Source organism: Pedobacter psychrodurus, assembly GCF_032678585.1.
Taxonomy (GTDB): domain Bacteria; phylum Bacteroidota; class Bacteroidia; order Sphingobacteriales; family Sphingobacteriaceae; genus Pedobacter; species Pedobacter psychrodurus_A.
This window is the reverse complement of record NZ_JAVTSN010000072.1, coordinates 1-23,393: the sequence shown is the minus strand read 5'-3', so window position 1 is coordinate 23,393 and position 23,393 is coordinate 1. Positions and strand designations below refer to the sequence as shown.

24 protein-coding genes are annotated in these 23,393 nt (G+C 39.6%); 14 read left to right on the top strand and 10 right to left on the bottom strand.

Annotation, left to right across the window (positions count from 1 at the left end; genetic code table 11):
• Nucleotides 1–291 precede the first annotated feature (291 nt).
• The 3 genes from R2S57_RS28705 (at nucleotide 292) to R2S57_RS28695 (ending at nucleotide 1,941) form a co-directional block, all read left to right on the top strand.
• A complete protein-coding gene (locus R2S57_RS28705) occupies nucleotides 292–597 on the top strand; it encodes a hypothetical protein (protein ID WP_316848344.1) in 306 nt (101 codons plus the stop codon).
• 45 nt (nucleotides 598–642) lie between these two features.
• The gene (locus R2S57_RS28700; RefSeq protein ID WP_316848343.1) at nucleotides 643–1,323 is read left to right on the top strand and encodes an AraC family transcriptional regulator; all 681 of its coding nucleotides are present in this window, start codon (nucleotides 643–645) and stop codon (nucleotides 1,321–1,323) included.
• Between the two features lie 144 nt (nucleotides 1,324–1,467).
• Nucleotides 1,468–1,941: an N-acetyltransferase family protein gene (locus tag R2S57_RS28695; protein ID WP_316848342.1), complete on the top strand. Its 474-nt coding sequence runs from the start codon at nucleotides 1,468–1,470 to the stop codon at nucleotides 1,939–1,941.
• A gap of 141 nt (nucleotides 1,942–2,082) precedes the next feature.
• Here the strand turns inward: R2S57_RS28695 and R2S57_RS28690 are convergent, their stop codons facing one another.
• The 5 genes from R2S57_RS28690 to R2S57_RS28670 form a co-directional block, all read right to left on the bottom strand.
• Nucleotides 2,083–2,367 (bottom strand): hypothetical protein, encoded by a 285-nt coding sequence (locus R2S57_RS28690; protein WP_316848341.1) that lies wholly within the window; start codon nucleotides 2,365–2,367, stop codon nucleotides 2,083–2,085.
• Between the two features lie 222 nt (nucleotides 2,368–2,589).
• Entirely contained in the window at nucleotides 2,590–3,477 is an 888-nt protein-coding gene (gene dapA / locus R2S57_RS28685) for a 4-hydroxy-tetrahydrodipicolinate synthase (RefSeq protein ID WP_316848340.1), read from the bottom strand.
• An 88-nt stretch (nucleotides 3,478–3,565) separates the two neighbouring features.
• Nucleotides 3,566–5,578, bottom strand: a complete 2,013-nt coding sequence (gene ligA / locus R2S57_RS28680) for an NAD-dependent DNA ligase LigA (protein ID WP_316848339.1) — start codon at nucleotides 5,576–5,578, stop codon at nucleotides 3,566–3,568.
• Between the two features lie 161 nt (nucleotides 5,579–5,739).
• On the bottom strand, nucleotides 5,740–6,132 hold the full coding sequence (locus tag R2S57_RS28675) for a DUF4143 domain-containing protein (protein WP_316848346.1): 393 nt from the start codon (nucleotides 6,130–6,132) through the stop codon (nucleotides 5,740–5,742).
• 266 nt (nucleotides 6,133–6,398) lie between these two features.
• Nucleotides 6,399–7,073, bottom strand: a complete 675-nt coding sequence (locus tag R2S57_RS28670; RefSeq protein WP_316848338.1) for a hypothetical protein — start codon at nucleotides 7,071–7,073, stop codon at nucleotides 6,399–6,401.
• Nucleotides 7,074–7,193: 120 nt separating this feature from the next.
• Between R2S57_RS28670 and R2S57_RS28665 the strand changes: the two genes are divergently transcribed.
• Entirely contained in the window at nucleotides 7,194–8,495 is a 1,302-nt protein-coding gene (locus tag R2S57_RS28665) for a patatin-like phospholipase family protein (RefSeq protein WP_316848337.1), read from the top strand.
• A 50-nt stretch (nucleotides 8,496–8,545) separates the two neighbouring features.
• Nucleotides 8,546–9,832 carry a tyrosine--tRNA ligase gene (gene tyrS / locus R2S57_RS28660; RefSeq protein ID WP_316848336.1) on the top strand — a complete coding sequence of 429 codons (1,287 nt, stop codon included), beginning with the start codon at nucleotides 8,546–8,548 and terminating at the stop codon, nucleotides 9,830–9,832.
• Nucleotides 9,833–10,103: 271 nt separating this feature from the next.
• Here tyrS and R2S57_RS28655 read toward each other — a convergent pair whose 3' ends face one another.
• Both R2S57_RS28655 and R2S57_RS28650 read right to left on the bottom strand, forming a co-directional pair.
• Nucleotides 10,104–10,364 carry a hypothetical protein gene (locus R2S57_RS28655; RefSeq protein ID WP_316848335.1) on the bottom strand — a complete coding sequence of 87 codons (261 nt, stop codon included), beginning with the start codon at nucleotides 10,362–10,364 and terminating at the stop codon, nucleotides 10,104–10,106.
• 587 nt (nucleotides 10,365–10,951) lie between these two features.
• Nucleotides 10,952–12,154 (bottom strand): GTP-binding protein, encoded by a 1,203-nt coding sequence (locus R2S57_RS28650; RefSeq protein WP_316848334.1) that lies wholly within the window; start codon nucleotides 12,152–12,154, stop codon nucleotides 10,952–10,954.
• Nucleotides 12,155–12,240: 86 nt separating this feature from the next.
• Between R2S57_RS28650 and R2S57_RS28645 the strand changes: the two genes are divergently transcribed.
• Genes R2S57_RS28645 through R2S57_RS28610 form a run of 8 tightly spaced genes read left to right on the top strand, consistent with a single transcriptional unit; the run spans nucleotide 12,241 to nucleotide 16,438 of the window.
• Entirely contained in the window at nucleotides 12,241–12,636 is a 396-nt protein-coding gene (locus R2S57_RS28645; protein ID WP_316848333.1) for a MerC domain-containing protein, read from the top strand.
• A gap of 21 nt (nucleotides 12,637–12,657) precedes the next feature.
• Complete coding sequence (locus tag R2S57_RS28640) at nucleotides 12,658–12,822, top strand: hypothetical protein (protein WP_316848332.1); 165 nt, start codon at nucleotides 12,658–12,660, stop codon at nucleotides 12,820–12,822.
• Nucleotides 12,815–13,441, top strand: coding sequence for an ABC transporter ATP-binding protein (locus R2S57_RS28635; RefSeq protein ID WP_316848331.1), 627 nt, complete (start codon nucleotides 12,815–12,817; stop codon nucleotides 13,439–13,441). Before R2S57_RS28640 ends, R2S57_RS28635 begins: the two co-directional genes overlap by 8 nt.
• Nucleotides 13,441–14,655: an ABC transporter permease gene (locus tag R2S57_RS28630; protein ID WP_316848330.1), complete on the top strand. Its 1,215-nt coding sequence runs from the start codon at nucleotides 13,441–13,443 to the stop codon at nucleotides 14,653–14,655. Before R2S57_RS28635 ends, R2S57_RS28630 begins: the two co-directional genes overlap by 1 nt.
• A 4-nt stretch (nucleotides 14,656–14,659) precedes the next feature.
• Nucleotides 14,660–15,097 carry a hypothetical protein gene (locus tag R2S57_RS28625; protein WP_316848329.1) on the top strand — a complete coding sequence of 146 codons (438 nt, stop codon included), beginning with the start codon at nucleotides 14,660–14,662 and terminating at the stop codon, nucleotides 15,095–15,097.
• A complete protein-coding gene (locus tag R2S57_RS28620; protein ID WP_316848328.1) occupies nucleotides 15,097–15,534 on the top strand; it encodes a hypothetical protein in 438 nt (145 codons plus the stop codon). The genes R2S57_RS28625 and R2S57_RS28620 overlap by 1 nt, the downstream gene beginning before the upstream one ends.
• Complete coding sequence (locus R2S57_RS28615) at nucleotides 15,531–15,980, top strand: hypothetical protein (RefSeq protein WP_316848327.1); 450 nt, start codon at nucleotides 15,531–15,533, stop codon at nucleotides 15,978–15,980. Before R2S57_RS28620 ends, R2S57_RS28615 begins: the two co-directional genes overlap by 4 nt.
• A 20-nt stretch (nucleotides 15,981–16,000) precedes the next feature.
• Entirely contained in the window at nucleotides 16,001–16,438 is a 438-nt protein-coding gene (locus tag R2S57_RS28610) for a Fur family transcriptional regulator (protein ID WP_316848326.1), read from the top strand.
• 3 nt (nucleotides 16,439–16,441) lie between these two features.
• On the opposite strand, the gene R2S57_RS28605 is transcribed toward R2S57_RS28610, so the two are convergent.
• Genes R2S57_RS28605 through R2S57_RS28595 form a run of 3 tightly spaced genes read right to left on the bottom strand, consistent with a single transcriptional unit; the run spans nucleotide 16,442 to nucleotide 20,240 of the window.
• Entirely contained in the window at nucleotides 16,442–17,425 is a 984-nt protein-coding gene (locus R2S57_RS28605) for an acyl transferase (RefSeq protein WP_410479118.1), read from the bottom strand.
• Nucleotides 17,426–17,444: 19 nt separating this feature from the next.
• Nucleotides 17,445–17,804 carry a hypothetical protein gene (locus R2S57_RS28600; RefSeq protein WP_316848325.1) on the bottom strand — a complete coding sequence of 120 codons (360 nt, stop codon included), beginning with the start codon at nucleotides 17,802–17,804 and terminating at the stop codon, nucleotides 17,445–17,447.
• Between the two features lie 6 nt (nucleotides 17,805–17,810).
• A complete protein-coding gene (locus tag R2S57_RS28595) occupies nucleotides 17,811–20,240 on the bottom strand; it encodes a penicillin acylase family protein (RefSeq protein ID WP_316848324.1) in 2,430 nt (809 codons plus the stop codon).
• Between the two features lie 221 nt (nucleotides 20,241–20,461).
• On the opposite strand from R2S57_RS28595, the gene R2S57_RS28590 reads away from it, so the two are divergent.
• Nucleotides 20,462–23,371 (top strand): TonB-dependent receptor, encoded by a 2,910-nt coding sequence (locus R2S57_RS28590; protein WP_316848323.1) that lies wholly within the window; start codon nucleotides 20,462–20,464, stop codon nucleotides 23,369–23,371.
• Nucleotides 23,372–23,393 lie beyond the last annotated feature (22 nt).

Sequence of the window (23,393 nt, the reverse complement as noted above, 5' to 3'; positions counted from 1 at the left end):
CTTTTATTTTTCTGTGATATAACTGTCAAATATTTTTATCCTTTTAAAATATGTGAGACAAATTATTCTTCATCCGGTAAGTTTTGTTAGCTTTCATTTTTCAGTACTTATATTTCTTCGTATTGATACCCTAAAAAGTAGATTTAATGGTTTTTCCTATCTATGGAGTACAGAACTAAATGTAAAGAATAATTAAAGACTGCATTTTCGTGCTCAATTATATTATATCTATTTGCGATCTGAGTAAGATAACAACTGGTGTTATCAGTAAACATTATTAACTGTATTAAGGTGTCAAAATATTTGCAATATTTCCCGGCAGATACTAAAGATATCAAGCATGTCCTGGATATTATGTCGGCCGTTTATCCAATAGATATGAAGTTGGTGGAGGAGTTTGAAGCGCATCTTTTACAGCTAATGATTAAAAAAGATCAGATCCTGATTAACGAGAACGAAGTATGCGAGTACATGTACTTTATTGTTAAAGGGGCATTAATGGGTTGCACTTCCCATAATAAACAAAAAATAACGACCTATATTTCTGTTGAGAACGATTTTGTAAGTTCAATATCAGGGCTTCATGGATCGGGCTAATCGTGAGAGTATGTAGTGGCTGTTGAGGATACGCATCTGCTGGCGATGCATAACAATGAACTCAACCGGCTTTTTTTGCATCACTTCGAGCTGAATTATATCTTCAGGGTGGTTTTGGAAAAATATTATAGGGATGCCCAGCAAAGGGCACATATTATTCGGGTGGGAAACGCTAAAGAAAGATACCTGTACTTTGCCAAAACTAACCCTGGTTATTTAGACCGCCTTCCCCTAGAACTGGTTGCTTCGCTATTAAACGTTAAAGCTTCAACACTTCTATCCATTCAGAAAAATTTCCCAGGGAAAAACAGGGATAAAGAACTGGAAGAATGGAGGCGGAAATTAGAACAGCATATCAATAAACAACAGTCGTTTAGGCATAAAGATATCAGGCTTCAATCTCTTGCTCAAGAGATAGGTTTAAGCAGTCATAAACTTTCTATTTTATTGAATGGCTACTTTAATAAAAGCTTTATCGATTACATCAATCAATACCGTGTAAATTGGATAAAGGAAAGCATCAGAAACCCCGATATCATGCAAAATTTTACCTTAGAGGCACTGGCTTACAGTGCAGGTTTTTCGTCACGTAGTGCTTTTTATAATTCTTTCAAAAAACTGGTAGGAATGAGTCCTGTTGAATATTCGAAAAACCTAAATAAAAAAAACGTTAGCTTAACGTTTTTGTTACAGAAATACCCTCAAAAGATGCTTTTAATTATATAATTGTGTCGATTTATAATACAGGACAAACTTGTTTCTGTATCGTACTAGATATGGCCTATGTTTAGTTATTTTCGCAATAAAACAAACATACACTATAGATTTCATAGGCTAATTTGGCCAAAATTAATTAAGACTATGATAAAAATGATGCGCTCAAGAGATTGGGATGAGATTAGGGCTATCTATCAGGAAGGAATCGAAACAGGTACTGCAAGTTTTAGAACACCAGAAATTTCGTGGAAAGATTGGGACGCTTCGCACCTTAAGACCTGTAGGTTTGTAGCCTGCCAGGATAAGGAGATTGTGGGATGGAGCGCGCTCTTGCCTGTGTCGGCAAATTTTGATACAGGTGGAGTTGGCGAAATAGAAGTGTATGTAAAGCAGGGTCATAAAGGCCAGGGCATAGGCTCACTATTATTAGATGCTTTAGTTAAAGAGAGTGAAAAAAAAGGTATCTGGATGTTGCAGGCCGGTATATTTCTGCAAAATTCTGCGATATTAAAAATTCATGAAAAAGCCGGCTTCAGGGTAGTGGGCTACATGGAAAAAATAGGCAAAGCTAAAGGTGTGTGGCAAGATAACCTACTCATGGAAAGAAGAAATAAATTGATAGCATAAAAATGCAATCTTTATAAAAGACCTTTGAGTTTAATTCAAAGGTCTTTTTTTGCCTATTTAATAAACTGATCATAGGCCAAGCAATCTGATTTTACAAAATGTTTGATCATCCTAACAGCAGTAAAATATTTGGCTTAGATATTATTGCTGTAAGGGTAAAAGTTTATAATCATCTGGATAAACTCCCTCGCCGAACTGTACAAGTTTAGCTTTGCTGAAGCGAAAAAAAGTGTAGGTTTCTGTAAATTGATTATATGTCCTATAAATCAACATATCCTTTTCATCCCCATAAACCTGGGTCGCAGAACGATTGGAATTCTTGAAATCTTGCTCAGTCATTCCCAGGTTGAATTTAGGTTCATAGTACCTAACACTGCAGCCCGTGGCCATTACTGTCACGAGGGCAATTAAAAATAATTTTTTCATGTGTGTGTGTTTATTTGTGTGTATGAATGCCGATTCAATAATGATGCCCTTAATATTCCTAAAACTTGTAAAGAATTGGAGTTTTGAGGATTTATCTTAACCCTTTGATTGTCTGCTGATTTATTTCTGTTTTTTTTTGTTTACACAAAAAAAAACAGATTGCCATCATCTGCTTTTCAGCAAAATCAAACAATCTGTTCTAAAATTAATATAGATCGTGATTTAAACGGCCACGCTCAGTTTTTCTATTTCTGCTACAATCGATTTTTCTAAAGAGGAAGAAGCTTTAACCAATGGTAATCTTACCGTGTCTCCACAAATGTCCAAATGCTTTAATGCTGCTTTAATGCCTGCCGGGTTACCTTCTGCAAAGGCTAAACGCGTAAACTCAATTAAGCTTAAATGCGCTGGAGCAGCATTTTTAAAATCACCAGCCAAACATTGTCTAACCATATCAGAAAGTTGCTTAGGCAAAGCATTACCAATTACCGAAATCAAACCTGATGCACCCAAAGCAACCATAGGTAAAGTAATCGGATCGTCGCCAGAAATTAAAAGAAAATCCTGAGGTTTATCTCTCATAATCTGGTTAAACTGATCAAAACTTCCAGAAGCCTCTTTGGTGGCGATGATGTTTTTAAAATCATGTGCCAACCTGCAAGTCGTTTCAGGACTCATGTTGCTTCCCGTACGGCCTGGTACATTGTATAAGATCAAATCCAATGGAGAAATTTCTGCTAAATATTTATAGTGCTGATAAATTCCTTCCTGTGTAGGTTTGTTGTAATAAGGACTAACCGATAAAATGGCACTGTAGCCTGTGGTATCAAAAGATTTAATGTCTTCGGCAACGGCCAAAGTATCATTGCCGCCGATTCCGGCTACTAAAGGTAATCTGTTATTGTTAATTTCAGCAGTATAGGCCCACACCTTCTTCTTCTCGTCCTTGGTCATTGTAGCGGTTTCGCCGGTTGTACCTAAAGAAACGAGGTAATCTATCCCTCCGTCTACCAAATGATTAATCAGGTTCTTTAAGCCGTTATAATCAACTGATCCATCTGTGTTGAAAGGTGTAACCAATGCTACACCAGTACCCTGAAATTTGTTCATTTTTAATTTATAATTATTGAATTTTGAATTAGTGAATGATAGGATGTCACAACATACTGTCATTTACCAATTCAATCATTCTCTCACTTTATTTTATCATTTCTAAAAGTTCGGCATCACCGATGATCGGAACGTTGAGCTTATTCGCTTTTTCCAATTTCGAAGGGCCCATATTGTCGCCTGCTACCAGGTAATTTAATTTCCCGGAGATACTGCTCAGCATTTTGCCTCCATTGGCCTCAATTTTATCTTTCAGCTCATCGCGGCTAAAGTTTTCAAAAACGCCCGAAATTACGAATGTTTTTCCAATAAGTTTGTCACTATCAAGCGTAATTACTTTTTCTTCAATTTCAAACTGTAATCCTGCTAATTTTAGTAATTCTACCTGCTGTAAATGCTCAGTTTTTCCAAAATACTCAACAATACTCTCTGCAATTCGCTGCCCGATCTCATCAATCGCGATTAATTCTTCTACGGTTGCCTGAGAAAGGTTGTCGATATTCTTCACGCCGGCAGCCGTTTTCTTTGCAACCGTTTCGCCAACATAACGGATTCCCAAACCAAAGAGAACTTTCTCGAAAGGCATTTCTTTAGACTTTTCAATCCCTGCCAGCATGTTTTCTATCGAACGTTCCCCAAAGCGATCAAGCGTTTTCAATTGATCCGATTTTTGGTATAAAGTATATAAGTCACTGATGTGATTTACCAAACCGTGTTTATAAAATGTTTCGATGGTTTCGTCGCCAAGTCCATCAATATTCATGGCCTTGCGTGAAATGAAATGTTGTATTTTGCCCACAATCTGTGGCGGACAGCCCTCATCATTAGGACAGTAGTGTACTGCTTCACCTTCTTTCCTGATCAGTTCGGTGCCACATTCTGGGCAGTTATGAAGATAATGTACTTTCACGGCATCCGGCAAACGTTTTTCCATATTCACCTTAATGATTTTTGGTATTATCTCGCCACCTTTTTCAACATATACCGTATCGCCTTCATGTAAATCTAAGCGCTCAATTTCATTGGCATTGTGCAGCGTAGCGCGTTTAACAGTTGTTCCGGCCAATAATACTGGTTTTAGGTTGGCCACGGGGGTAACTGCCCCGGTTCTACCAACCTGGTAGGTTACCTTTTCTAAAACCGTTTCAACCTCTGCTGCTTTATATTTATATGAAATTGCCCAACGTGGCGATTTGGATGTAAAACCCAGTTCCTGCTGTTGTGCATAGTTGTTTACCTTAATTACGATCCCATCAATATCATAACTCAATTTAAAACGTTCGTTTTCCCAATGGTGGATAAATTCCAGAACGGCATCAATGTTCGAAACCAATCTGTTGTGTTCGCAAACATGAAAGCCCCAGTCTTTTACCGCGTTTAAACTTTCCCAGTGGTTTTTGAATTCATTTTTATCGGTATATAGAAAATAAATAAAGCCATCTAAAGGTCTTTTGGCTACTTCCCCGCTATCCTGCATTTTTATCGTGCCCGAGGCAAAGTTCCGCGGATTTGCATATGGAATTTCTCCAAGTTCTTCGCGGGCCGCATTTAGCCGTAAAAAAGCTGCTTTGTGCATAAAAATCTCACCACGGATTTCGAAATGTTCAGGAGCAACGGTCGATTTAATTTGGTGCGGGATGGTATGAATAGTTTTTACATTATTGGTTACATCATCACCTTTGGTACCATCACCACGGGTAACAGCTCTTAAAAGTTTGCCGTTTTCGTAGGTCAGACTAATCGATAAACCATCAAATTTCAGTTCACAGACATATTCGAAATTATCGCCGATAGCTTTACGGATGCGTTCGTCAAAATCGCGGAGATCTTGCTCGTTATAGGTATTTCCCAACGATAACATTGGGTATTTGTGGTTTACGGTGATGAAGTTTTTGGTGATATCGCCACCTACACGCTGGGTAGGCGAATTGGGGTCAGCAAAATCTGGATTTGCTTTTTCCAGTTCAGCTAAATGTTTTAATTTTTTATCAAACTCATAATCGCCGATAGTAGGCATGGCCAGCACATAATAATTATAATTGTGCTGGTTTAATTCGGACACAAGGGCATCCATTTCTTCTTTTATTGCAGTTAAGGGCATTTACAAATATAAAAAAAGGATGAATTGGTTTTATGATGGTGAGAAATAATTCTGGGAAAATCCACTTGATTGCTCAGATGTTATATTTATCTAAGCTTTATTAAAATTTATAATTCGACATCTTTGCTTAAAACTTTGTTAACCGTTCATTAAATTAAATTTCAGGGCCTTAACATCCATTTCCAGGCTGGTATAATTTGAATGTTTACTCCATCTATATCCAAATCCTCTTCTTCATCGAGGGTAATGATCAAGGCTTTATTTACCTTGCAATATGTGGCTGCTTTAAGTAATCCTTTTATTTCCCTGCTCCTTGTGTCTGGGTCGGTGAGCGACCAGCTTACATGTATAGGTATAGCAGTTCCCCCTTCTGGGTAAATTATGAAATCGCATTCGCCTGAAGCCTCGGTATAACAATAAATATTGTTATTATAAATGCTTCCGAATTTGAGATATAGTTCTTTATACACTACTGTTTCTAACAGTAAACCGTTGTTACCTGTATATTGAGCTGTATTGGCATTTAATAATCCATTGTCTAGCCAGTAATAAATGTATGAAATTGTCTTTATATGAACTATATTTTTTTGATAAACATCTTTATTGTAAAGACATATTTTTTAATGAAGAGCTATTTGGACTATTAGATAATGATAAATAAGGCAAATGACTAAACTTCCAGAATTTTTAAAATCTAATCGGTAACCTGATAATAATTTTTTCAATAAAAGAATATCGAACATTTTAGGGTTTGAATAATCCAATATTTATAATATAAACTTTATTGAACACATAAACTGATAGGAGTAACTAAAATTTGTTATGACAACTTCCCTTCAATCTCCTCAAAAATGTCCATAAAATCTTTTTCTAAAACAGCTTTGAAAATTCCGAGTTGAAAGGTAAGCTGTTCTAGCTGTTTTTCGTTCAGTGTTTCGGGCCATAAACGCATACATATCCTGTTAAGCGCATAGCTGATGTTTTCCAACTTTTGATAACTCAAGAGGTATTTGCTACTGATGAACTTTTCCAGAAAGTTGAAAAATATTGCTGGATTTTTCAGATTACAGTGTTCCAGGAAATCGCTTAATGATTCTTTTTTGACTGCACTAAGCTTATCGTAAAAATGGTTCACCTGAATGAGGTTGTGTTCGATCAATAAGTGATCTAATAAAAGTTCTAAACCGATATGTGCCAGGAAAGAGGGGCGAACCGCAGTATTTTCTACAATCGGTTTAATGAGCTGCTTCAGTTCGGTAGTTTTCTCCAGAAAGAAATTAGAGGAATGAAAGAAGAGGTCTACCGCCAGGTGTCTTTTCCAGCCGATTAATAAGTTTTCTTCATCAGGGTTTCCTTTAAATAGGAATTCATTCTTTTGTGGATATAGATTTGCTTCTTTTGCCGCATTTTTAATCAGATCTGGCAAAACCGTTCCCATTACCACATGGGCGTCTTTATCTGCTCGGTCGAAATAATAATGGGATAAAAAGTTCATGTTGCAAGGTAATGTTTTCTTACATGTTGTAAAACCTAAACTGGAAATATTGACCGTAAATCTATATTGTTTTGCAGATGGATTTTGTATAGCTTTAATCGTTCCTAAATCCTATGCATCATGCCTAATGCTAAAACTTACAGGATATTATCGCTCGATGGCGGTGGTTCCTGGGCGCTTATCCAAGTAAAATGCCTGCGTAAGCTCTTCGCCGAAACTTTTAATAATCCAGATCCTACCGGACATGAGGTTTTAGCCGAGTTTGATTTAGTATCGGCCAATAGTGGTGGCAGTTTGGTCGCGGCAGCAATGGCCGAAAACCTAAAACTCTCTGAAATAGAAAAGGTTTTTGAGGATGAAAAACTGCGGAACAGAGTTTTTTCGAGACTGAGTTTTTTTGAAAAAAGTCTGTTGGCCAGTGTAGCTAGGATATTTAAGATCGGAGCGAAATATGCCACCAGGCGAAAACATATCGCCTTAAAAGAAATTTTGCCTGGAATTGCGCAGATCGATATGATGGATATTCCGGCTCATATCGCGTTAAATGGAGCAATTAAAACTCAGTTTTTGATTATTGCTTATGATTATTACCGCAATAGGGCAGAGTTGTTCCGGTCTGATTGTGATAGTATGGCCGCCACTTCGGTTATTGAAAGAAAGCTTAAGAATTTAACTTCACAGGCCGCAACACCGACAGATTGTATGGTGAGTTTGGTTGATGCCATCCACGCCTCCAGCACAGCACCTGTTAACTATTTTAATGAGCCAGCTACGTTTAAGGTGAACAATAAACCCAAATATTATTGGGATGGAGGGGTTACAGGTAATAATAACCCGGTTTTGGTTGCTGTCACTGAAGCCATTTGCAACAAGGCACAATACGGAATCGAAAATATCCAGATACTTTCAATAGGGACAGGAACGGTTTCGCAGCTCCAGTATGATGAGGAAATCCCTGTAAAATATGACGAACTCAAAGCGAAACAAGAGGCGCCCGGTTTGATTAAGGATATCCAAAAAATGGGAACAAGTATTTTAAACGATCCACCTGATACTGCAGCTTTTGTGGCCTACATGATCCTGAATCCCGATATGCCGGCCAAACCCGTAGATTTTATCCGCATGAACCCTGCTTTAAGACCGGTATTGGTTGATGATGCCACAGGAAAATACTGGGATCTGCCTGCAGGAATAAATAAAGACGAATATGTGAAGCTTAACACCATGGATATGGATGCGGTAGAGGAGGATGAAGTTTCGTTGATCAAAAAACTAAGCGATAATTGGTTAAATGGCGGGGGTGTTCCAAATCAGTCCATCCGGAGTAATGCAAGCCTCGACTGCCTTATCGGCCATCCAGATTTTGAAGCCGCGAAGGCCGATTTTAAGAACTGGTTTACAAAACCAACTAATTTGCTTTAAACTAAGCTAAAATTTTATCTTTGCACGCACATTATTAAAGTGTTTGTACAATGACGAATTTTGTTGAAGAGTTAAGATGGCGTGGCATGCTACATGATATTATGCCGAATACTGAAGAAAAGTTAAACGAGGGTATGACTTCTGGTTATATCGGTTTCGACCCTACTGCAGATTCGTTGCATGTTGGTCACTTAACGCAGATCATGACCCTGATTCATTTTCAAAATGCCGGGCACAAACCATTTGCTTTGGTTGGTGGTGCTACGGGTATGGTGGGCGATCCATCAGGGAAATCTGATGAACGTAATCTGCAAACGCCTGAAATGATTGAACACAACCTGAAGGGAATGAAAAAGCAACTGGCTAAATTCCTGAAATTTGAAGACGGTGGAAACGGTGCCGTAATGGTGAATAATGCCGATTGGTTTAAGGATATGAACCTTTTTACCTTTATCAGAGATGTAGGTAAACACATTACCGTAAACTACATGATGGCAAAGGATAGTGTTAAGAGACGTTTGGAAGGCGACTCTGGTTTATCTTTTACTGAGTTCTGCTACCAGTTGATTCAGGGTTACGATTTCTACCATTTATGGAAAAACGAAAACTGTTTGGTACAGATGGGTGGTTCCGATCAATGGGGGAATATTGTTACCGGTACCGAGCTGATCAGAAGAAAAGACGCCGGAACAGCTTATGCGATTACCACTCAGCTCATTAAAAAAGCCGACGGAACCAAATTCGGTAAAACCGAAAGTGGTGCAGTTTGGTTAGATCCTGAGAAAACCTCTCCATATAAATTCTACCAGTTTTGGCTTAATGCATCAGATGATGATGTGAAAAAATGGATCCGCATTTTTACATTGAAAAATAAAGAAGAAATAGAAGCATTAGAAAAAGAACATGATGCTGCTCCGCATTTGCGTATTCTTCAAAAAGCGTTGGCAGAAGATATTACGGTGAAAACACATTCTGTTGAATCTCTGGAAACAGCTATTAAAACTTCAGAATTTTTATTCGGAAACGGATCTTTAGAATTTTTAAAAGGTTTATCCGATAAAGCGGTATTGGATATATTTGATGGCATACCACAATACAAGATCTTAATTGAAGAACTTGGTGCAGGAATCGATGCTGCAAGTCTACTCGCTGAAAAATCGGCCATTTTCCCATCAAAAGGGGAGGCTAAAAAAACCATTCAGGGTGGTGGCGTTTCGGTAAATAAAGAAAAGGTGGCTGAAATGGCACAGATCTTTACTGCCGATCATCTGATAAACGATAAATTCATTGTCGTTCAAAAAGGAAAGAAAAACTACTTCCTTTTGATTGCTGAATAAAATTTTTGGGCCCAATGAAATTAAACGATTATTCATTGGGCCCGAATTTAAAATTCTACTGAAGAAGATTAAAGTAAACTGTTTTTTATAAATTTTTCTTTAGTTTTCAGGCTTTCGATCAATCGGTCTGCCATAAAATCTAACATTGACCCCGGCATATTTTCTTCAGCTTCAAAGCTGTTCATATAATCCAACTTATTCAATGAATTCCTGATCCCAGTCTTTGTATGCACGGGCATCATCCGCTTTTTTTTTAGGCGATCAATCTTTTTTAACTTCGCTGAAATCTCCATTTAAGAAACTTAATATCATAATCAAACCCTTTGGTCCTAATCTTTAAAAGCCAGTTTTTGTAAAGATTTTTCCCAACAACAGGTTTTCCGTCTTTGATGATCAAGGTTTCTCCAAAAATAAAATGCTGGAGATCCTCTCGAAATTCTTTACGGACATCATGCAAAAATATTGTCTCCTTTTTATCTGGGATTTCAGACAGATGTTTTAATCGCTTTGATATTAGATTCAAACTTGGCATTTCTGATTTTAAGATTAATCCTGTACATCAAAATTAACAGTTTTTGACGAATTTTTTTCTATAAAGCATATAAAGTTGGTTCAATAGAGAAAAACATGTCTTGTCAGGTTAATATGGTTTGAATAATTTTTGTTTTAGGATTTTCCTACTTGTTTCGACTTACCCCTGGTCCGGTAACCTATCCTTTTCAGCTTTATTCCGGTTAAAACGGTAAACCGATATTGTGGTAGCCGGTTTTGCAGCGAAATAAAAAAAGCCACTGGTAGGTGGCTAAAGTGAGCTGTTAATTATAGATGACACTATTTAAATGCGTAAAACTTGTTGAAACACTTATAACATTTATATCGCTTGATCGACACAAATGGCATCAGTGTTTTAAACATAACCTCTCGGTACCCGGTATGTCTCAAAATTTTTACATTTTGGGCAAGGTGGACAGGTTGTAGCCAGGGCTAAGTCCTTAGGGGATGTCATAATCGTCTAGTTTGTTTGGGAAATCAAATCTAAACAAAATAAGAGTAGAGATTATTATATTAAAACTACCATTTTATTCATTTCATCGACTAATATGCCCAATAATTGTAGTTTTAGCGCAGGACATTCCTGAATGGATTTTTAAAGCTGATGTTTAACCGGTAATCTATTATTTCTGCAGGAGTTAACAGACAGTTTTCGAGCGCTTTTTTGAGCTCATCATTATCCATTTCCTGACCGATAAAAACCAGCTCGTTTTTGCGGTCGCCAAAGTCCTCATCCCAATCCATATCAATTTCTCTCTTGTTTTCGAGATAATCGCTATAGAGTTCTCGCTCCTTTTGCTCCATGCTGGCCCACCAAAGCCCAGCGGGGTCAATACGCAATGAACCACCGGCCTGCGAAAAATTAATGGCCTGTTCTGGCATAGCGGCGAGATAAAATATACCTTTCGACCGGATAATGTGCTGTGGGAATTCTTTATTAATATAATTCCAAAATCTTTCGGGATGGAACGGCTTTTTTGACCGGAATACCGTCGAGCTTATTCCGTATTCTTCGGTTTCTGGCTCATGGATTTCTTCAAGCTCCTTTTTCCAGCCTGCGCCTTCAGAAGCCGATTCAAAATCAAACAATCCAGTGTTTAAAATAAAGCCTGGATCAATTTCCCCGAAAAGGGTCTGATAAATTTTAGCATTTGGGTTCAGTTTTGCAATCAAAGCCTTTAACACTTTAATATCGGTATCGCTTACCAGATCGGTTTTATTTAATAAAATGACATTAGCGAACTCAATCTGGTCGGTTAGGAGGTTTACAATAGTGCGTTTGTCTGCTGTGTCATCAACCATGTTGCGGTCGGCCAGTTTTTCAGCAGAGCCAAAATCTTTATAAAAGTTATAGGCATCTACAACGGTTACCATAGTGTCTAACTGGCTAAACCTGCTCAGGTCGATTCCTGAAGCTTCATCAATAAAGGAGAAAGTTTGGGCTATAGGGATGGGTTCGGATATCCCCGTGCTTTCGATTAGCAGATAATCGAAACGGTTCTCTTTTGCCAGTTTCTCCACCTCGATCGTCAAATCCTCGCGAAGGGTGCAGCAGATACAGCCATTGCTCATTTCTACCAGTTTTTCTTCTGTTTTCGATAAGGTATGCTGGCTTTTAATCATGGAAGCATCGATGTTTACCTCGCTCATGTCGTTCACAATAACGGCAACTTTTAAATCTTGCTTATTCTTTAATATGGCATTGAGCAGTGTGGTTTTGCCACTCCCCAAAAAACCGCTTAGTACGGTTACCGGTAATTTTTTTATCATGTTAATGCAATTATGTTGCAAATATAGCTTTGATTATTTTAAATGCAACTATATTGCTTTTATATTTGCGGACTAAATTTATTTTAATGAAACTACGGAGCTACAAGATTAACCTCGACCGGATCGGCATTACTGCCTCAACACTTTGCGCGATACACTGCGCGGCCTTACCATTTTTAATTACAGTTTTACCAATGTGGGGTATGGGTTTTTTGGCCAATGAAATGGTTGAAATTGCGATGATTGGGGTTTCACTGATTTTAGGCGTATGGAGTTTAAGCAGCGCGTACCGGAAACAGCATCATCGTATTATCCCAATTGCAATACTTGTTACAGGCTTTGGCTGCATTGCATTCGGGCATTTTTCGGGAATTGAATTACTCGAGCCAATATTAATTCCTTTGGGTGGATTTACCATTGCAGCTGCGCATTACATCAATTTAAAAATGCTCAAATCTTGTCCATTAGATCATCAACACTAAAATTTATCCTGTTCAACTGATATGTCGAAGAATTATAAGATCCTGTTTATCCCCGCATTGTTATTAATTACGATGTTAAACCCTGCCTGTAAGCATGGTACAAATGATGGAATAGAACTGTACAGGCGTTACGCCATTAAAAATCTAGCGGTAAAAAAAACACAAAAGGCACTTCATCATGATTAATATCCAGTCATTGTCTCATGTTTATGAGAAGGGGAGAAGAATAAAGTTTCCGGATTGGGAGATTGCAGACATGGAGCAGTGGCTTTTACTCGGGGCATCCGGTTCGGGAAAGAGTACACTGCTCAATATTATTTCTGGCCTTTTAGCACCAACGCAGGGCGAAATTTTGATTAACGGTACTTGTTTATATAATCTGCCAACAAGAGGGATGGACCGTTTCAGGGGGAGACATATTGGTATTATTTTTCAAAGACCCCACCTGATCCGCTCACTTAACGTACTGGACAACCTGGAAATCGCTGCGCTTATGGCTGGTTTGCCTATAGATCAGGAACGTAACCTTTTGCTTTTAAACGATCTCGGCATCGCAGATCTGGCTAAAAATTATCCTGATGAGTTAAGCCAGGGACAGTTGCAAAGGGTTTCAGTAGCGCGGGCATTGGTTAATAAACCTGATCTGCTGATCGCTGATGAGCCGACATCCAGTTTGGACGATGAAAATGCAGCCCAGGTAATCCAAATGTTGATCAGTCAGGCAAAAGATAATGGTGCGGCACTGATTATAGCCACGCACGACCAAAGGGTTCGGGAGCATTTCACTAAAACCTATCTACTCTAATGAACATCTTTAAAATAAGTATCAAAAACCTCTCTAGTAACAGGCTAACAACCGTCTTAAACATCATTTTGGTTGCGTTTGGTGTGGGTATTTTATCTATTCTTTATTTAGCGTCCAACCAGATCGGCAATAAGCTGGAGAAAAACGCAAAGGATATTGATCTGGTTGTTGGCGCAAAAGGAAGTCCGCTACAATTGATTTTGAGCAGCATTTACCATATCGATTACCCAACAGGAAATATCCCCGCTACCGATGCCTATAAACTCATGCGCAATCCTATGGTGAAAAGAGCGGTTCCCCTGGCTTTGGGCGATAATTACGATGGTTATCGGATTGTTGGAACGGATAGCACTTTCTCTCATCTTTATGGCTTATCCATTCAGGCAGGGAAGTTTTGGCAAAGGGATTTAGAGGTCACCATTGGTAGTACCGTGGCTTCAACATCTAAACTGAATATTGGCGATTCTTTTTTTGGAGCCCACGGATTGAGCGGTAATGGTGATATCCATAAACAACATGCTTATGTGGTGAAAGGGATATTGAAACCTCAGGGAAATATAACCGATAACCTGATCCTGACCAATATTGGGAGCGTGTATAAAATGCATGAAGAAAAGCATGGAGAAATGCACAATCATCCTGCCGCCGAAGAAGCCAAAGAAATTAACGATAAGCAGATTACGGCTATATTGATCCAGTACAAATCACCAATGTCGGTTATTCTTTTTCCACGGATGGTTAACCAGAGTACCAATATGCAGGCCGCCTCCCCGGCAATGGAAAGTGCAAGGTTATTTTCGTTAATCGGAGTTGGGATTGATACCTTACAGTGGTTTGCTGTATTTATTATGGCGATAGCCGCACTGAGTATTTTTATCAGCCTGTATAATGCGATGAAAGAAAGGAAGTACGATCTGGCCATTATGCGCTGTCTTGGGGCATCGAAATCGAAACTGTTTTTTCTGGTGATGTTCGAGGGGATTTTGGTTACCCTTATTGGTGCGTGTTTTGGCCTGTTGATCGGGCATGTTGCACTCGAGGTGATAGGTGCATACCAGGAATCTTCACAGGCAAAATTAACAGGACTTATCGCAGTTCCACAGGAAGCCTATCTAATCTGGATTGGGCTACTTATTGGTACGTTGGCTTCGTTGATACCCGCCGTGCAGATTTACAAGGTTGATATTGCCGAAACTTTAACAAAAGACCGTTAATGTGATGAAGAGCGTAATTTCATTGGTTGTTTTAAGTTTTGGCGTCATGATTGTATCGGCGCAGGTTAAAGTGCATACCGACATGCGCACGCCAACCTGGAATATCATCGGATTAAGATACGATGCCGAAATTGCACCAGGGAAATGGGGGAGTGTTTTTCCGCCGGCATTAAAAGCGCTGCAGAATAAAGTGATCGAATTGCCTGGCTACATCATTCCTACGAAAGTAGGCGCGAAGTTTACCGAATTTATGTTCTCCATTGTACCCATTGCTTCCTGTCCTTACTGTGGTTCGGGCGACATACCGGCAATGGTGCAGGTAAAAATGTTGACCGCACTTCCCATAACGGAAAAACCCATTAAACTCAGGGGAGTCTTTACCATCAACGATTCGGGCGATGACCGAAGTGAGTTTTTTCTTTTAAATGCAAAACAGTTGTAATGAAAAAATGTATAACAGTTTTATTTGTTTTGTTGATCTCTTTTAAAGTTGTTGCTCAGATGGGCGTACACACTGATATGCGTACGCCCACCTGGAATCTGATCGGCCTGAAATACGATAAGCAGGTTAAACCCCTGGTATGGCAGGCCATTTTTCCACCTGCGTTAAAAGCGATCAATAATATGGTGATCGAACTGCCCGGCTTTATTATCCCCACCAAGGTTGGCAATAGTTTTACCGAGTTTATGTTTTCCATTGTACCTGTTGCCTCTTGCCCTTATTGTGGTTCGGGCGATATCCCTTCGATGATAGAGGTTAAGACATTAAAGCCGGTTGGCTGGACGGAAGAACCCATTACCCTCAAGGGGAAGTTTGTGATCAACGATTCTGGGGATAGCCGGTCTACTTTTTTTCTTTTAGATGCCGTAAAAAGATGAAACACTTATATTTTGTATGCTTCCTGTTATTTGGCAGCACTGTTGGAGCACAAACACAGAAACACAACGTCAATGATCAGTTGCGTTCTTTAAACTGGGACGTAATCGGTTCGGTAAAATTCGAACTCACCGAAAAGAACGAACTTTTGCCTTTATTTTCTGAATCAATCAAACGCTTCGACAACAGGGAGTTTGATTTAACCGGTTATCTGATCCCCATAAAAAGCGGGCAGAAACAACAGAAATTCCTGTTGGCAACGCTACCTATCAATCAATGTTATTTTTGCGGACAAAACGGGGTTCCTGTCATGATTATGATTGAGATGGAAAGTGCGGTGCCCTATAGTGAAAAACCCATCCGTGTGAAGGGTATTCTGAAACTGGAGCAAAAGGATGCCAGTTACGCACCGCCAATAACCATCAAAAATGCCAAAATCATCAATTAATTGCTTATTTTTGTATTGCTATGGAAAATAATACAGAGCGTTTCGAAAAACTTTTAGTTAAAAACGGACTGAAAAGAACTGCCCCTCGTTTACAGGTGCTGGAGATTTTAAGCGGAAGAGATTCTGCTACCTCGCAGCCTTATTTAGAACAGGTGATGGGCAAAGATGCAGACCGTGTTACTTTATATCGTGTGCTACAGGCCTTCGAAGAAAAAGGAATCATCCATAAGGTTTTAGATCAACAGGGGACAGCTAACTACGCCATCTGTTCGGGTGGTTGCAGTGCACACGAACATCATGATGAGCATGTGCATTTTAACTGCGACAACTGTCATAAAATTTATTGTTTAGATGCTGTTAAAGTACCGGCATTAAAAGTACCTGCAGGCTTTAAAGTAGAACATCTCAATTTAATTGCCACAGGTATCTGTGCCAATTGTTCGGATAAGGTGAATTAAGATTTACTGCACTAAAAGATTACAACCCCTGATATCGGCATTATCAAACCTGCCTAGTACTTCAAAACTTTGATCGGGATTTATCCTGCCTAAGTCTTGGGTGGCAATAAACGAACACGAATTGATATTGGCCAGATCGATAACATTGATACCGCCGGTTCTGCCATTTTCGATTAAACTTAAAGGATCATTGGTATCGCGGATCAGCACCTGCATCCAGCTTGGGCAGTTAAAAATGCCATCGCCCAAAGAATAGGCCTGAGAAAGAAGTTCGGTCATACCGTATTCACTATGGATTGCTTTTACACCAAAGCCATTTGTCAACTGTTCGTGTAGCTCTTCACGCACCATTTCTTTACGTTTTCCTTTCATACCGCCCGTTTCCATTACGATTAATTCGGGGAAATTGATGTCGAACTGTTCTATAAAATCGAGCAGGGCATAGGTAACACCAATTAAAACTGTTTTTTGTTTTTTTGATTTAAGTTCGAGCAGGGTTTGCAGCAGCTCGTCGTGGTTATATAAAAAATAACCACTTTGTGGATGCCCGCTCTTTTCAATCAGATCATTAACCATATAGATCAGTGATGAGCCAGATCGCTGCTGATAGGAAGGTAATAGCGCTAAAAAGCAGTATTCATTTACATCTCCGTAGAATGCTGTGAATGCCTGAAGATAACTTTGCTTATACAGCTTAACATCAGTTACATGATGGCAGCTCTGCACCATGCCCGTAGTGCCTGAGCTGCTGAAAGTGATTTCGACAGGATTTGTGCTGCTCAATACCGAGTGACTTTTAAAAAAACTGATCGGTAAAAAAGGGATCTGCCTTACTTCGGTCACTTCATCTGCATCAACACCCAAATGAAAAATATATTCACGGTATACATTACAGTTTTGCGCCTGTAACTTAAAAATATTTAAGGCAAGAGCATTAAACTCATTCGCAGTTTTTACAGAAAAGATATTGTCAGCTTTAATATTCACGCTGCAAAAGTACGAAGCATTATGCTATTTTCTCGTCAGTTTTTTTGGCAAGCATGGCCATGCGGAACTGATAACCACAATAACCGCTAATTCCGGCAACCAGGCCGCTTAAAAATCCGGTAACCAATAAAAGTGCCCACCAGATTTTTATACCCGTCATAACCGCTACACGGCCAGCGAGTACATTATCATTAGGCAAACTTTTAAAAAGGGCATAACCGATCCACAGTAAAAATATAGCAAGGAATGACTGCCAAAAAGCTATTTTTCCGGTTTTACCGATAATGCCGCAGGTTGCAAAAGCAATTACAATAATGATCCACCAGGGGGCAACCATTTGCAATAGAAAACAGATTATTAATATAACAATGAAAACCATTTTAGCCTATTTAGAAATTTTTAAACGAGAAATAACTGTGCCCGATTTATCATCAGGACTTTGCATGTAGAACAAGTCGTAAAGTTTACCATTTGCCCAGGTATCAATCATATTGTCGTAGAATTTACTTCCCGGATTGCCCGATTGCCCCCCAGGGTAAACGCCGTGTCCTTTTGGCGTTTTGCCCAGTTCGATCACCATCCGCCACGAAGGGCCGTTGGTTTCGCCTAAAGCATTAATGGTCGATTTTGCCCCACCAATCTGCAGCACTTTAGATCCAAAACCTGGTATTTTGGCAAGATGCGGTACATTGCTCTGTTTAACATTCGCCCAGTCCCAATCTTTGTTTATCGGGCCAAAACGTCTTTCCAGGCTATCGCAGCTATATTTAAAAGCTTCGTTCACCAGGTCGGAAAGTGTTTCTTTTTTAGGGGTATTAATGTTATCGTACCAGGTGGCGTCAGGTTCTTTCAAAATCATTTCAACCGTACGGTCTCTTGATGGATAACGCATCGGAATTCCTTTGACCTCAAATTCATCGGCCCAAATATCGTATGAAAGGCGTTTGGTCCATATTTCGAATACACTGGCTGCAATCTCGTGGGCATCATAACGTTTGTTCCACGTGTTCAGGTAGGCCAATGCTTCTTTTTGCGTTGCATTTAACTGCTCGTTATTCAATAAAGGCAATAAAGCAGGAACAAGGTTCTGTGCCATGATACTATAATTATCGGTCTGCATCAGGCGGATGCTATCCAGGGTAGCCTTGTTCATGGCTGATAAGCGGTCGTTGATCCTTTTGCCTCGTTCGTAAGGTGCAAATTCCCAGTTAATATAGTAGGGATAAGTAGTATCGGTAGAAGATTGATTGGCCGAGCTTACAAAACCGCGTGGTGGGTTCTTCACCGTTGGGTTCTGTGCATTTGGGATCCAGCCCTGCCAATCGTTCGCCGGATCTGTACCATCCAGTATAAATTTGCCCTGGTCTTTCCATTTTAACGGGAACTTACCATTGGGTGTAATCGCGATATCATTATCTACACTGGCAAAAACAAAATTCTGTGCTGGTGCAGTATAAAAAGTTAAGGCTTTGCGGTAGTCGTTATAATTTTTTCCACGGTTGAGGTAATAAAAAGTCATCAGTTCGTTCGATTCATCATGGGCGATCCACCTCAAGGCATCGCCAACAGGTACATTATCGGCCCTGCCATACTTTGGTTTCTGGAAATATACCACCGGTCCGTGATGGGTATAATAAACCGTATCTATCTCATCTTTCCCTCCACGTATTTTTATAGTCTCCAATCTCTTAGTTGTGGCTTTCCATGTATTGTTGTACCAATATTGGTTATGACTGGAATCTTTAAACTTGATCTGGTAAAAATCCAGCACATCAGCAGCTACATTGGTTACGCCCCAGGCTATTTTCTGGTTAAAGCCAATAATTACCCCAGGAGCGCCAGGTAATGAAACACCATAAGTATTTACACCAGGTGCATGTAGTTGAATCTGGTACCAGATTGATGGCAGTGTTAAATCCAAATGTGGATCGTTTGCCAAAATTGGATAACCGGAAGCTGTTTTTGCTCCTGAGAGTGCCCAGTTGTTACTTCCGATACCCTCAATTTTTTCTGTCGTTTTTACCTCGCCGGTTTGGGCCTGGGTAAAACTTTCCGGTGTTTTTGGTACTGGCAAAGGAGAAAAATTCCATTTGGTGCCTACCGGGATAATCGGATCTTCACGGAAAGGATAATCAGGGAAAAGATTTTTGGTCACCTCAGGGCCGAATTTTTTCAGGATGTTGGTCATGTAAAACTCGTCTGAGCCCATGGCCAATACAGCTGACATCTGTTTGAGCAGGAGTGCACATTTTACAGGAGTCCAGTCTTCGGGTTTAAAATCCAGTATTTTATACTCCAATGGATAATTGGCCTTTGAAAGTGTTTTGATATAGGCATTAATGCCCTCAGTATAGGCAAGGATCATTTCCTTTGCTTTAGGATCGGCCATCATTCCCTTTAAAGAGTTCTCTGCGCCATAAACCATTCCCATCCGGCGCTGGTAACGGTCAACCTCAATGGCTCTGTCGCCAACCACCTCACTAATTCTTCCTGCTGCGAAACGCGTCTGGAAATCCATCTGCCACAGGCGGTGCATAGCCGTAACATAACCTTGTGCCAGATAAAGATCGTGATCGTTCTGTGCAAAAATATGTGGAATCATGCGGTCATCGAAAACGATTTCAATTTTATCTATCGCCCCTTTGATCTTTGCTTTATGGTTAAACATAAAATGATTATTCTCTGCATTTTGCCAGAAACCCATAAAAGGATTTAGGAATTTTAACAGTGGAGGGGTACTACCTAATTTGGTATTAAATAAAAAAGCTAATGCTATCGGAATAATGACGCAGAACAGGGCTTTAATTTTATTCATAATGGTTAGCTAACAAGTCAGTTTACTAAGATAGGGCAAAATGACGGTTTATGTTCCATGCAAAATACAACAAACTGTATATCAATCAAAATTATAATTTGAATTGAAATTATTATGCTAACATAATTTGTTTAATTCAAAAAAAGAGTTTAAGTTTATGTAACTAATCATACAAACAAACAGTACAACTAACCATTAGGTAACCAAATTAACAATCTTTTATGAGCAGAATTTTTACACAGATCTTCTATGTGTTATTATTTGTGTTTGCAGGTAATATTGCGGCACAGGCACAGAGTATTACGGTGAGCGGAACCGTTAAAGATAAGCAATCGAAAGAAGGACTAGCAGGCGTAAGTTTAACCATCAAAGGCCATTCTGGTGGCACCGCCTCTACAAGCAATGGTAGTTTTACATTTACAACCACAGCGAAGCTTCCCTTTACGTTAGTAGCCTCTTATGTTGGCTTTGGCTCGGTAGAGCAGCAGGTTACCGGAAGCACCTCAGGCATCAATCTGGAGCTGGAAACAGCAGTTGTATTGGGAGGTGATGTGGTGGTTTCGGCATCGCGTACGCCTGAGCGTATTTTAGAATCGCCGGTTTCTATCGAGCGGATGAGCGCGGCCTCCATAAGAGAGATCGCAGCACCTTCGTTTTACGATGCACTGAACAACATGAAGGGTGTGGAAAGCAGTATGCAGAGTTTAACTTTCAAGTCGATCAATACGCGTGGTTTCAATTCAAATGGCAATACCCGTTTTAACCAGTATATTGATGGAATGGATAACCAGGCCCCGGGACTGAATTTCTCGGTTGGTAATATTGTGGGCATCACCGAGCTTGATGTGGATAATGTAGAACTTTTACCAGGTGCTTCATCAGCGCTGTATGGTGCAGGTGGTATAAACGGAACTTTATTAATGACTTCAAAAGATCCTTTCAAGTATCCTGGAGCAAGTTTTCAGTATAAAACCGGAGTAAACCATGTAAATGATGATAACAGTGCTGTAGAGCCGTTTAATCAACTGGATGTGCGCATGGCAAAATCGTGGAACAATAAATTTGGAGTAAAAGCTGCGTTTTCATTTTTACAGGCCAAAGATTGGTTTGGAAATAATTATACAAATTTCGACAGGGTTTCTAGAACCGCAAAAGGCGGTGACAGAAACAGTGATCCAAATTATGATGGTATTAATGTGTATGGTGATGAAGTGAGTCAGAATATGCGAAACGTTGCTTTAAGTGTACAAAATGCAACCATTGCAGGCATAAATACAGGTTCAGGAGGTTTAATCCCTAATATTAAGTCAACACTTGATGGCGCTTTTGGAGCTGCAATTCCAAATCAGGCACAACAGGCTGGGTTTTTGGCAGGCCTGCCTGCAGGATTGCGTCCTGCTGTACAAAATTATCTGCCCTTTTATGTGGGTTTGAAAGCAGGTCTTATCCCCAATCAAAACGTATCCAGAACAGGATATAATGAAGAAAATCTGGTTGATTATGGTACCAAATCATTAAAAGCATCAGGAGCATTATATTACAATATCAGCAATACAGTACAGATCGTTGGACAGGCCAATTGGGGAACAGGAACTTCAGTATACACAGGATCTGACCGTTATTCGCTCCGCAACTTTAATATTGGCCAGTACAAACTGGAATTAAAAGGTGAAGATTTTTTCCTTAAAGCCTATACCACTCAGGAACGCTCAGGCGATTCGTATATTTCATCCATTTTGGGCAGTTACGTGAATGAATTATCAAAACCGTCAACAACCTGGTTTCCACAATATATCGGTAATTATGTAGGGGCAAGAGCTGCGGGCCAGAGTGACGCTGCTGCGCAGGCATTTGCCAGAAGTGTTGCCGATCAGGGGCGTTTTGCTCCAGGCTCTCCACAGTTTGAGGTGGCAAAAAGCAATATCATGAACACCACAATCAGTGCATCAGATCCAAGTAAAGGTGTTTATGGAGCGAAATTCGATGATAAATCAAATCTTTATCATTATGAGGGGATGTACAACTTTACCAATCTTTTTAATAAAGTAGTAGAGTTTCAGGTAGGTGCATCTTACCGTCTCTACGATTTAAATTCGGCCGGAACAATATTTAACGATTTAACCAATTCTATCGACATTAAAGAATACGGTGCATTTGGACAAATCGGCAAGAAATTTTTTAATGATAAAGTTAAATTTACCTTTGCTGGCCGTTATGATAAAAGCCAGAATTTTGAAGGCAGGTTTACGCCAAGGGTAACCGGTGTGTTTACGGTAGCTAAAAATAACAACATCAGGGTTTCTTATCAAACAGGTTACCGTAACCCAACCACGCAGAACCAGTATATCGACCTTTCTGTGGGTGGAGGTTCGCAAAGGTTGATCGGTGGTTTGCCAGAAATTATGTTCAGTAAATACCATCTTGATACCAATAAGCCTTATACCGACGTAAGTTACCGTGCATTTTTAGCCTCAGCCGCTGCAACAGGTACGCCTAATCCGGCATTGTTACAGCAATATACTTTTGATTCAAAAGGTGTCCGCCCCGAAAGCGTACAATCTTACGAGTTGGGTTATAAAGGTTTGCTTCTGCCAAACTTATTGGTAGATGCCTATGGTTATTACAACATCTATAAAGATTTTATCACCGCAGTTGATGTGTACCAGAATGTAGGCGGTAGCTTTGTTAAATTCGGTGTGCCGGTAAATGCAGAAGGTAAGGTAACTTCTTATGGAGCAGCTTTAGGCCTGGATTATTTAGTTGGCAAGTATACCATCAGCGGTAACGTTTCTTATAACGAGATCGGCGATCTTCCGGTAAACTATATCAACGATTTCAATACCCCTAAAATCCGCTATAACTTAGGATTTGGAAACAAAGAAATCATTAAAAACTTTGGTTTTAATATTTCTTACCGCTGGCAGGATCAATTCTACTGGAATTCTTCATTCGCGTCTGGTCAGGTACCAGCATACAGTTCTTTAGATGCCCAGGTAAGTTTAAGAATCCCTTCGGTTCAATCAGTAATTAAGCTGGGCGGTTCGAACGTGTTGAATAAATATTATATCACTTCTTATGGTAACCCTATGGCAGGCGCCATCTACTATGTGGGAATTGCCTTTAATCCATAACAGTTTTTATATTCTGCTAAAA

Coding starts and splice junctions, on each gene's coding strand:
- R2S57_RS28635 (WP_316848331.1), top strand. CDS start 12,815: ATGATTAATATCCAGTCATTGTCTCATGTTTATGAGAAGGGGAGAAGA.
- R2S57_RS28620 (WP_316848328.1), top strand. CDS start 15,097: ATGAAAAAATGTATAACAGTTTTATTTGTTTTGTTGATCTCTTTTAAA.
- R2S57_RS28590 (WP_316848323.1), top strand. CDS start 20,462: ATGAGCAGAATTTTTACACAGATCTTCTATGTGTTATTATTTGTGTTT.
- R2S57_RS28670 (WP_316848338.1), bottom strand. CDS start 7,073: ATGAACTTTTTATCCCATTATTATTTCGACCGAGCAGATAAAGACGCC.
- tyrS (WP_316848336.1), top strand. CDS start 8,546: ATGACGAATTTTGTTGAAGAGTTAAGATGGCGTGGCATGCTACATGAT.
- R2S57_RS28615 (WP_316848327.1), top strand. CDS start 15,531: ATGAAACACTTATATTTTGTATGCTTCCTGTTATTTGGCAGCACTGTT.
- R2S57_RS28630 (WP_316848330.1), top strand. CDS start 13,441: ATGAACATCTTTAAAATAAGTATCAAAAACCTCTCTAGTAACAGGCTA.
- R2S57_RS28700 (WP_316848343.1), top strand. CDS start 643: ATGCATAACAATGAACTCAACCGGCTTTTTTTGCATCACTTCGAGCTG.
- R2S57_RS28640 (WP_316848332.1), top strand. CDS start 12,658: ATGTCGAAGAATTATAAGATCCTGTTTATCCCCGCATTGTTATTAATT.
- R2S57_RS28650 (WP_316848334.1), bottom strand. CDS start 12,154: ATGATAAAAAAATTACCGGTAACCGTACTAAGCGGTTTTTTGGGGAGT.
- ligA (WP_316848339.1), bottom strand. CDS start 5,578: ATGCCCTTAACTGCAATAAAAGAAGAAATGGATGCCCTTGTGTCCGAA.
- R2S57_RS28600 (WP_316848325.1), bottom strand. CDS start 17,804: ATGGTTTTCATTGTTATATTAATAATCTGTTTTCTATTGCAAATGGTT.
- R2S57_RS28610 (WP_316848326.1), top strand. CDS start 16,001: ATGGAAAATAATACAGAGCGTTTCGAAAAACTTTTAGTTAAAAACGGA.
- dapA (WP_316848340.1), bottom strand. CDS start 3,477: ATGAACAAATTTCAGGGTACTGGTGTAGCATTGGTTACACCTTTCAAC.
- R2S57_RS28655 (WP_316848335.1), bottom strand. CDS start 10,364: ATGCCAAGTTTGAATCTAATATCAAAGCGATTAAAACATCTGTCTGAA.
- R2S57_RS28625 (WP_316848329.1), top strand. CDS start 14,660: ATGAAGAGCGTAATTTCATTGGTTGTTTTAAGTTTTGGCGTCATGATT.
- R2S57_RS28690 (WP_316848341.1), bottom strand. CDS start 2,367: ATGAAAAAATTATTTTTAATTGCCCTCGTGACAGTAATGGCCACGGGC.
- R2S57_RS28695 (WP_316848342.1), top strand. CDS start 1,468: ATGATGCGCTCAAGAGATTGGGATGAGATTAGGGCTATCTATCAGGAA.
- R2S57_RS28645 (WP_316848333.1), top strand. CDS start 12,241: ATGAAACTACGGAGCTACAAGATTAACCTCGACCGGATCGGCATTACT.
- R2S57_RS28595 (WP_316848324.1), bottom strand. CDS start 20,240: ATGAATAAAATTAAAGCCCTGTTCTGCGTCATTATTCCGATAGCATTA.
- R2S57_RS28665 (WP_316848337.1), top strand. CDS start 7,194: ATGCCTAATGCTAAAACTTACAGGATATTATCGCTCGATGGCGGTGGT.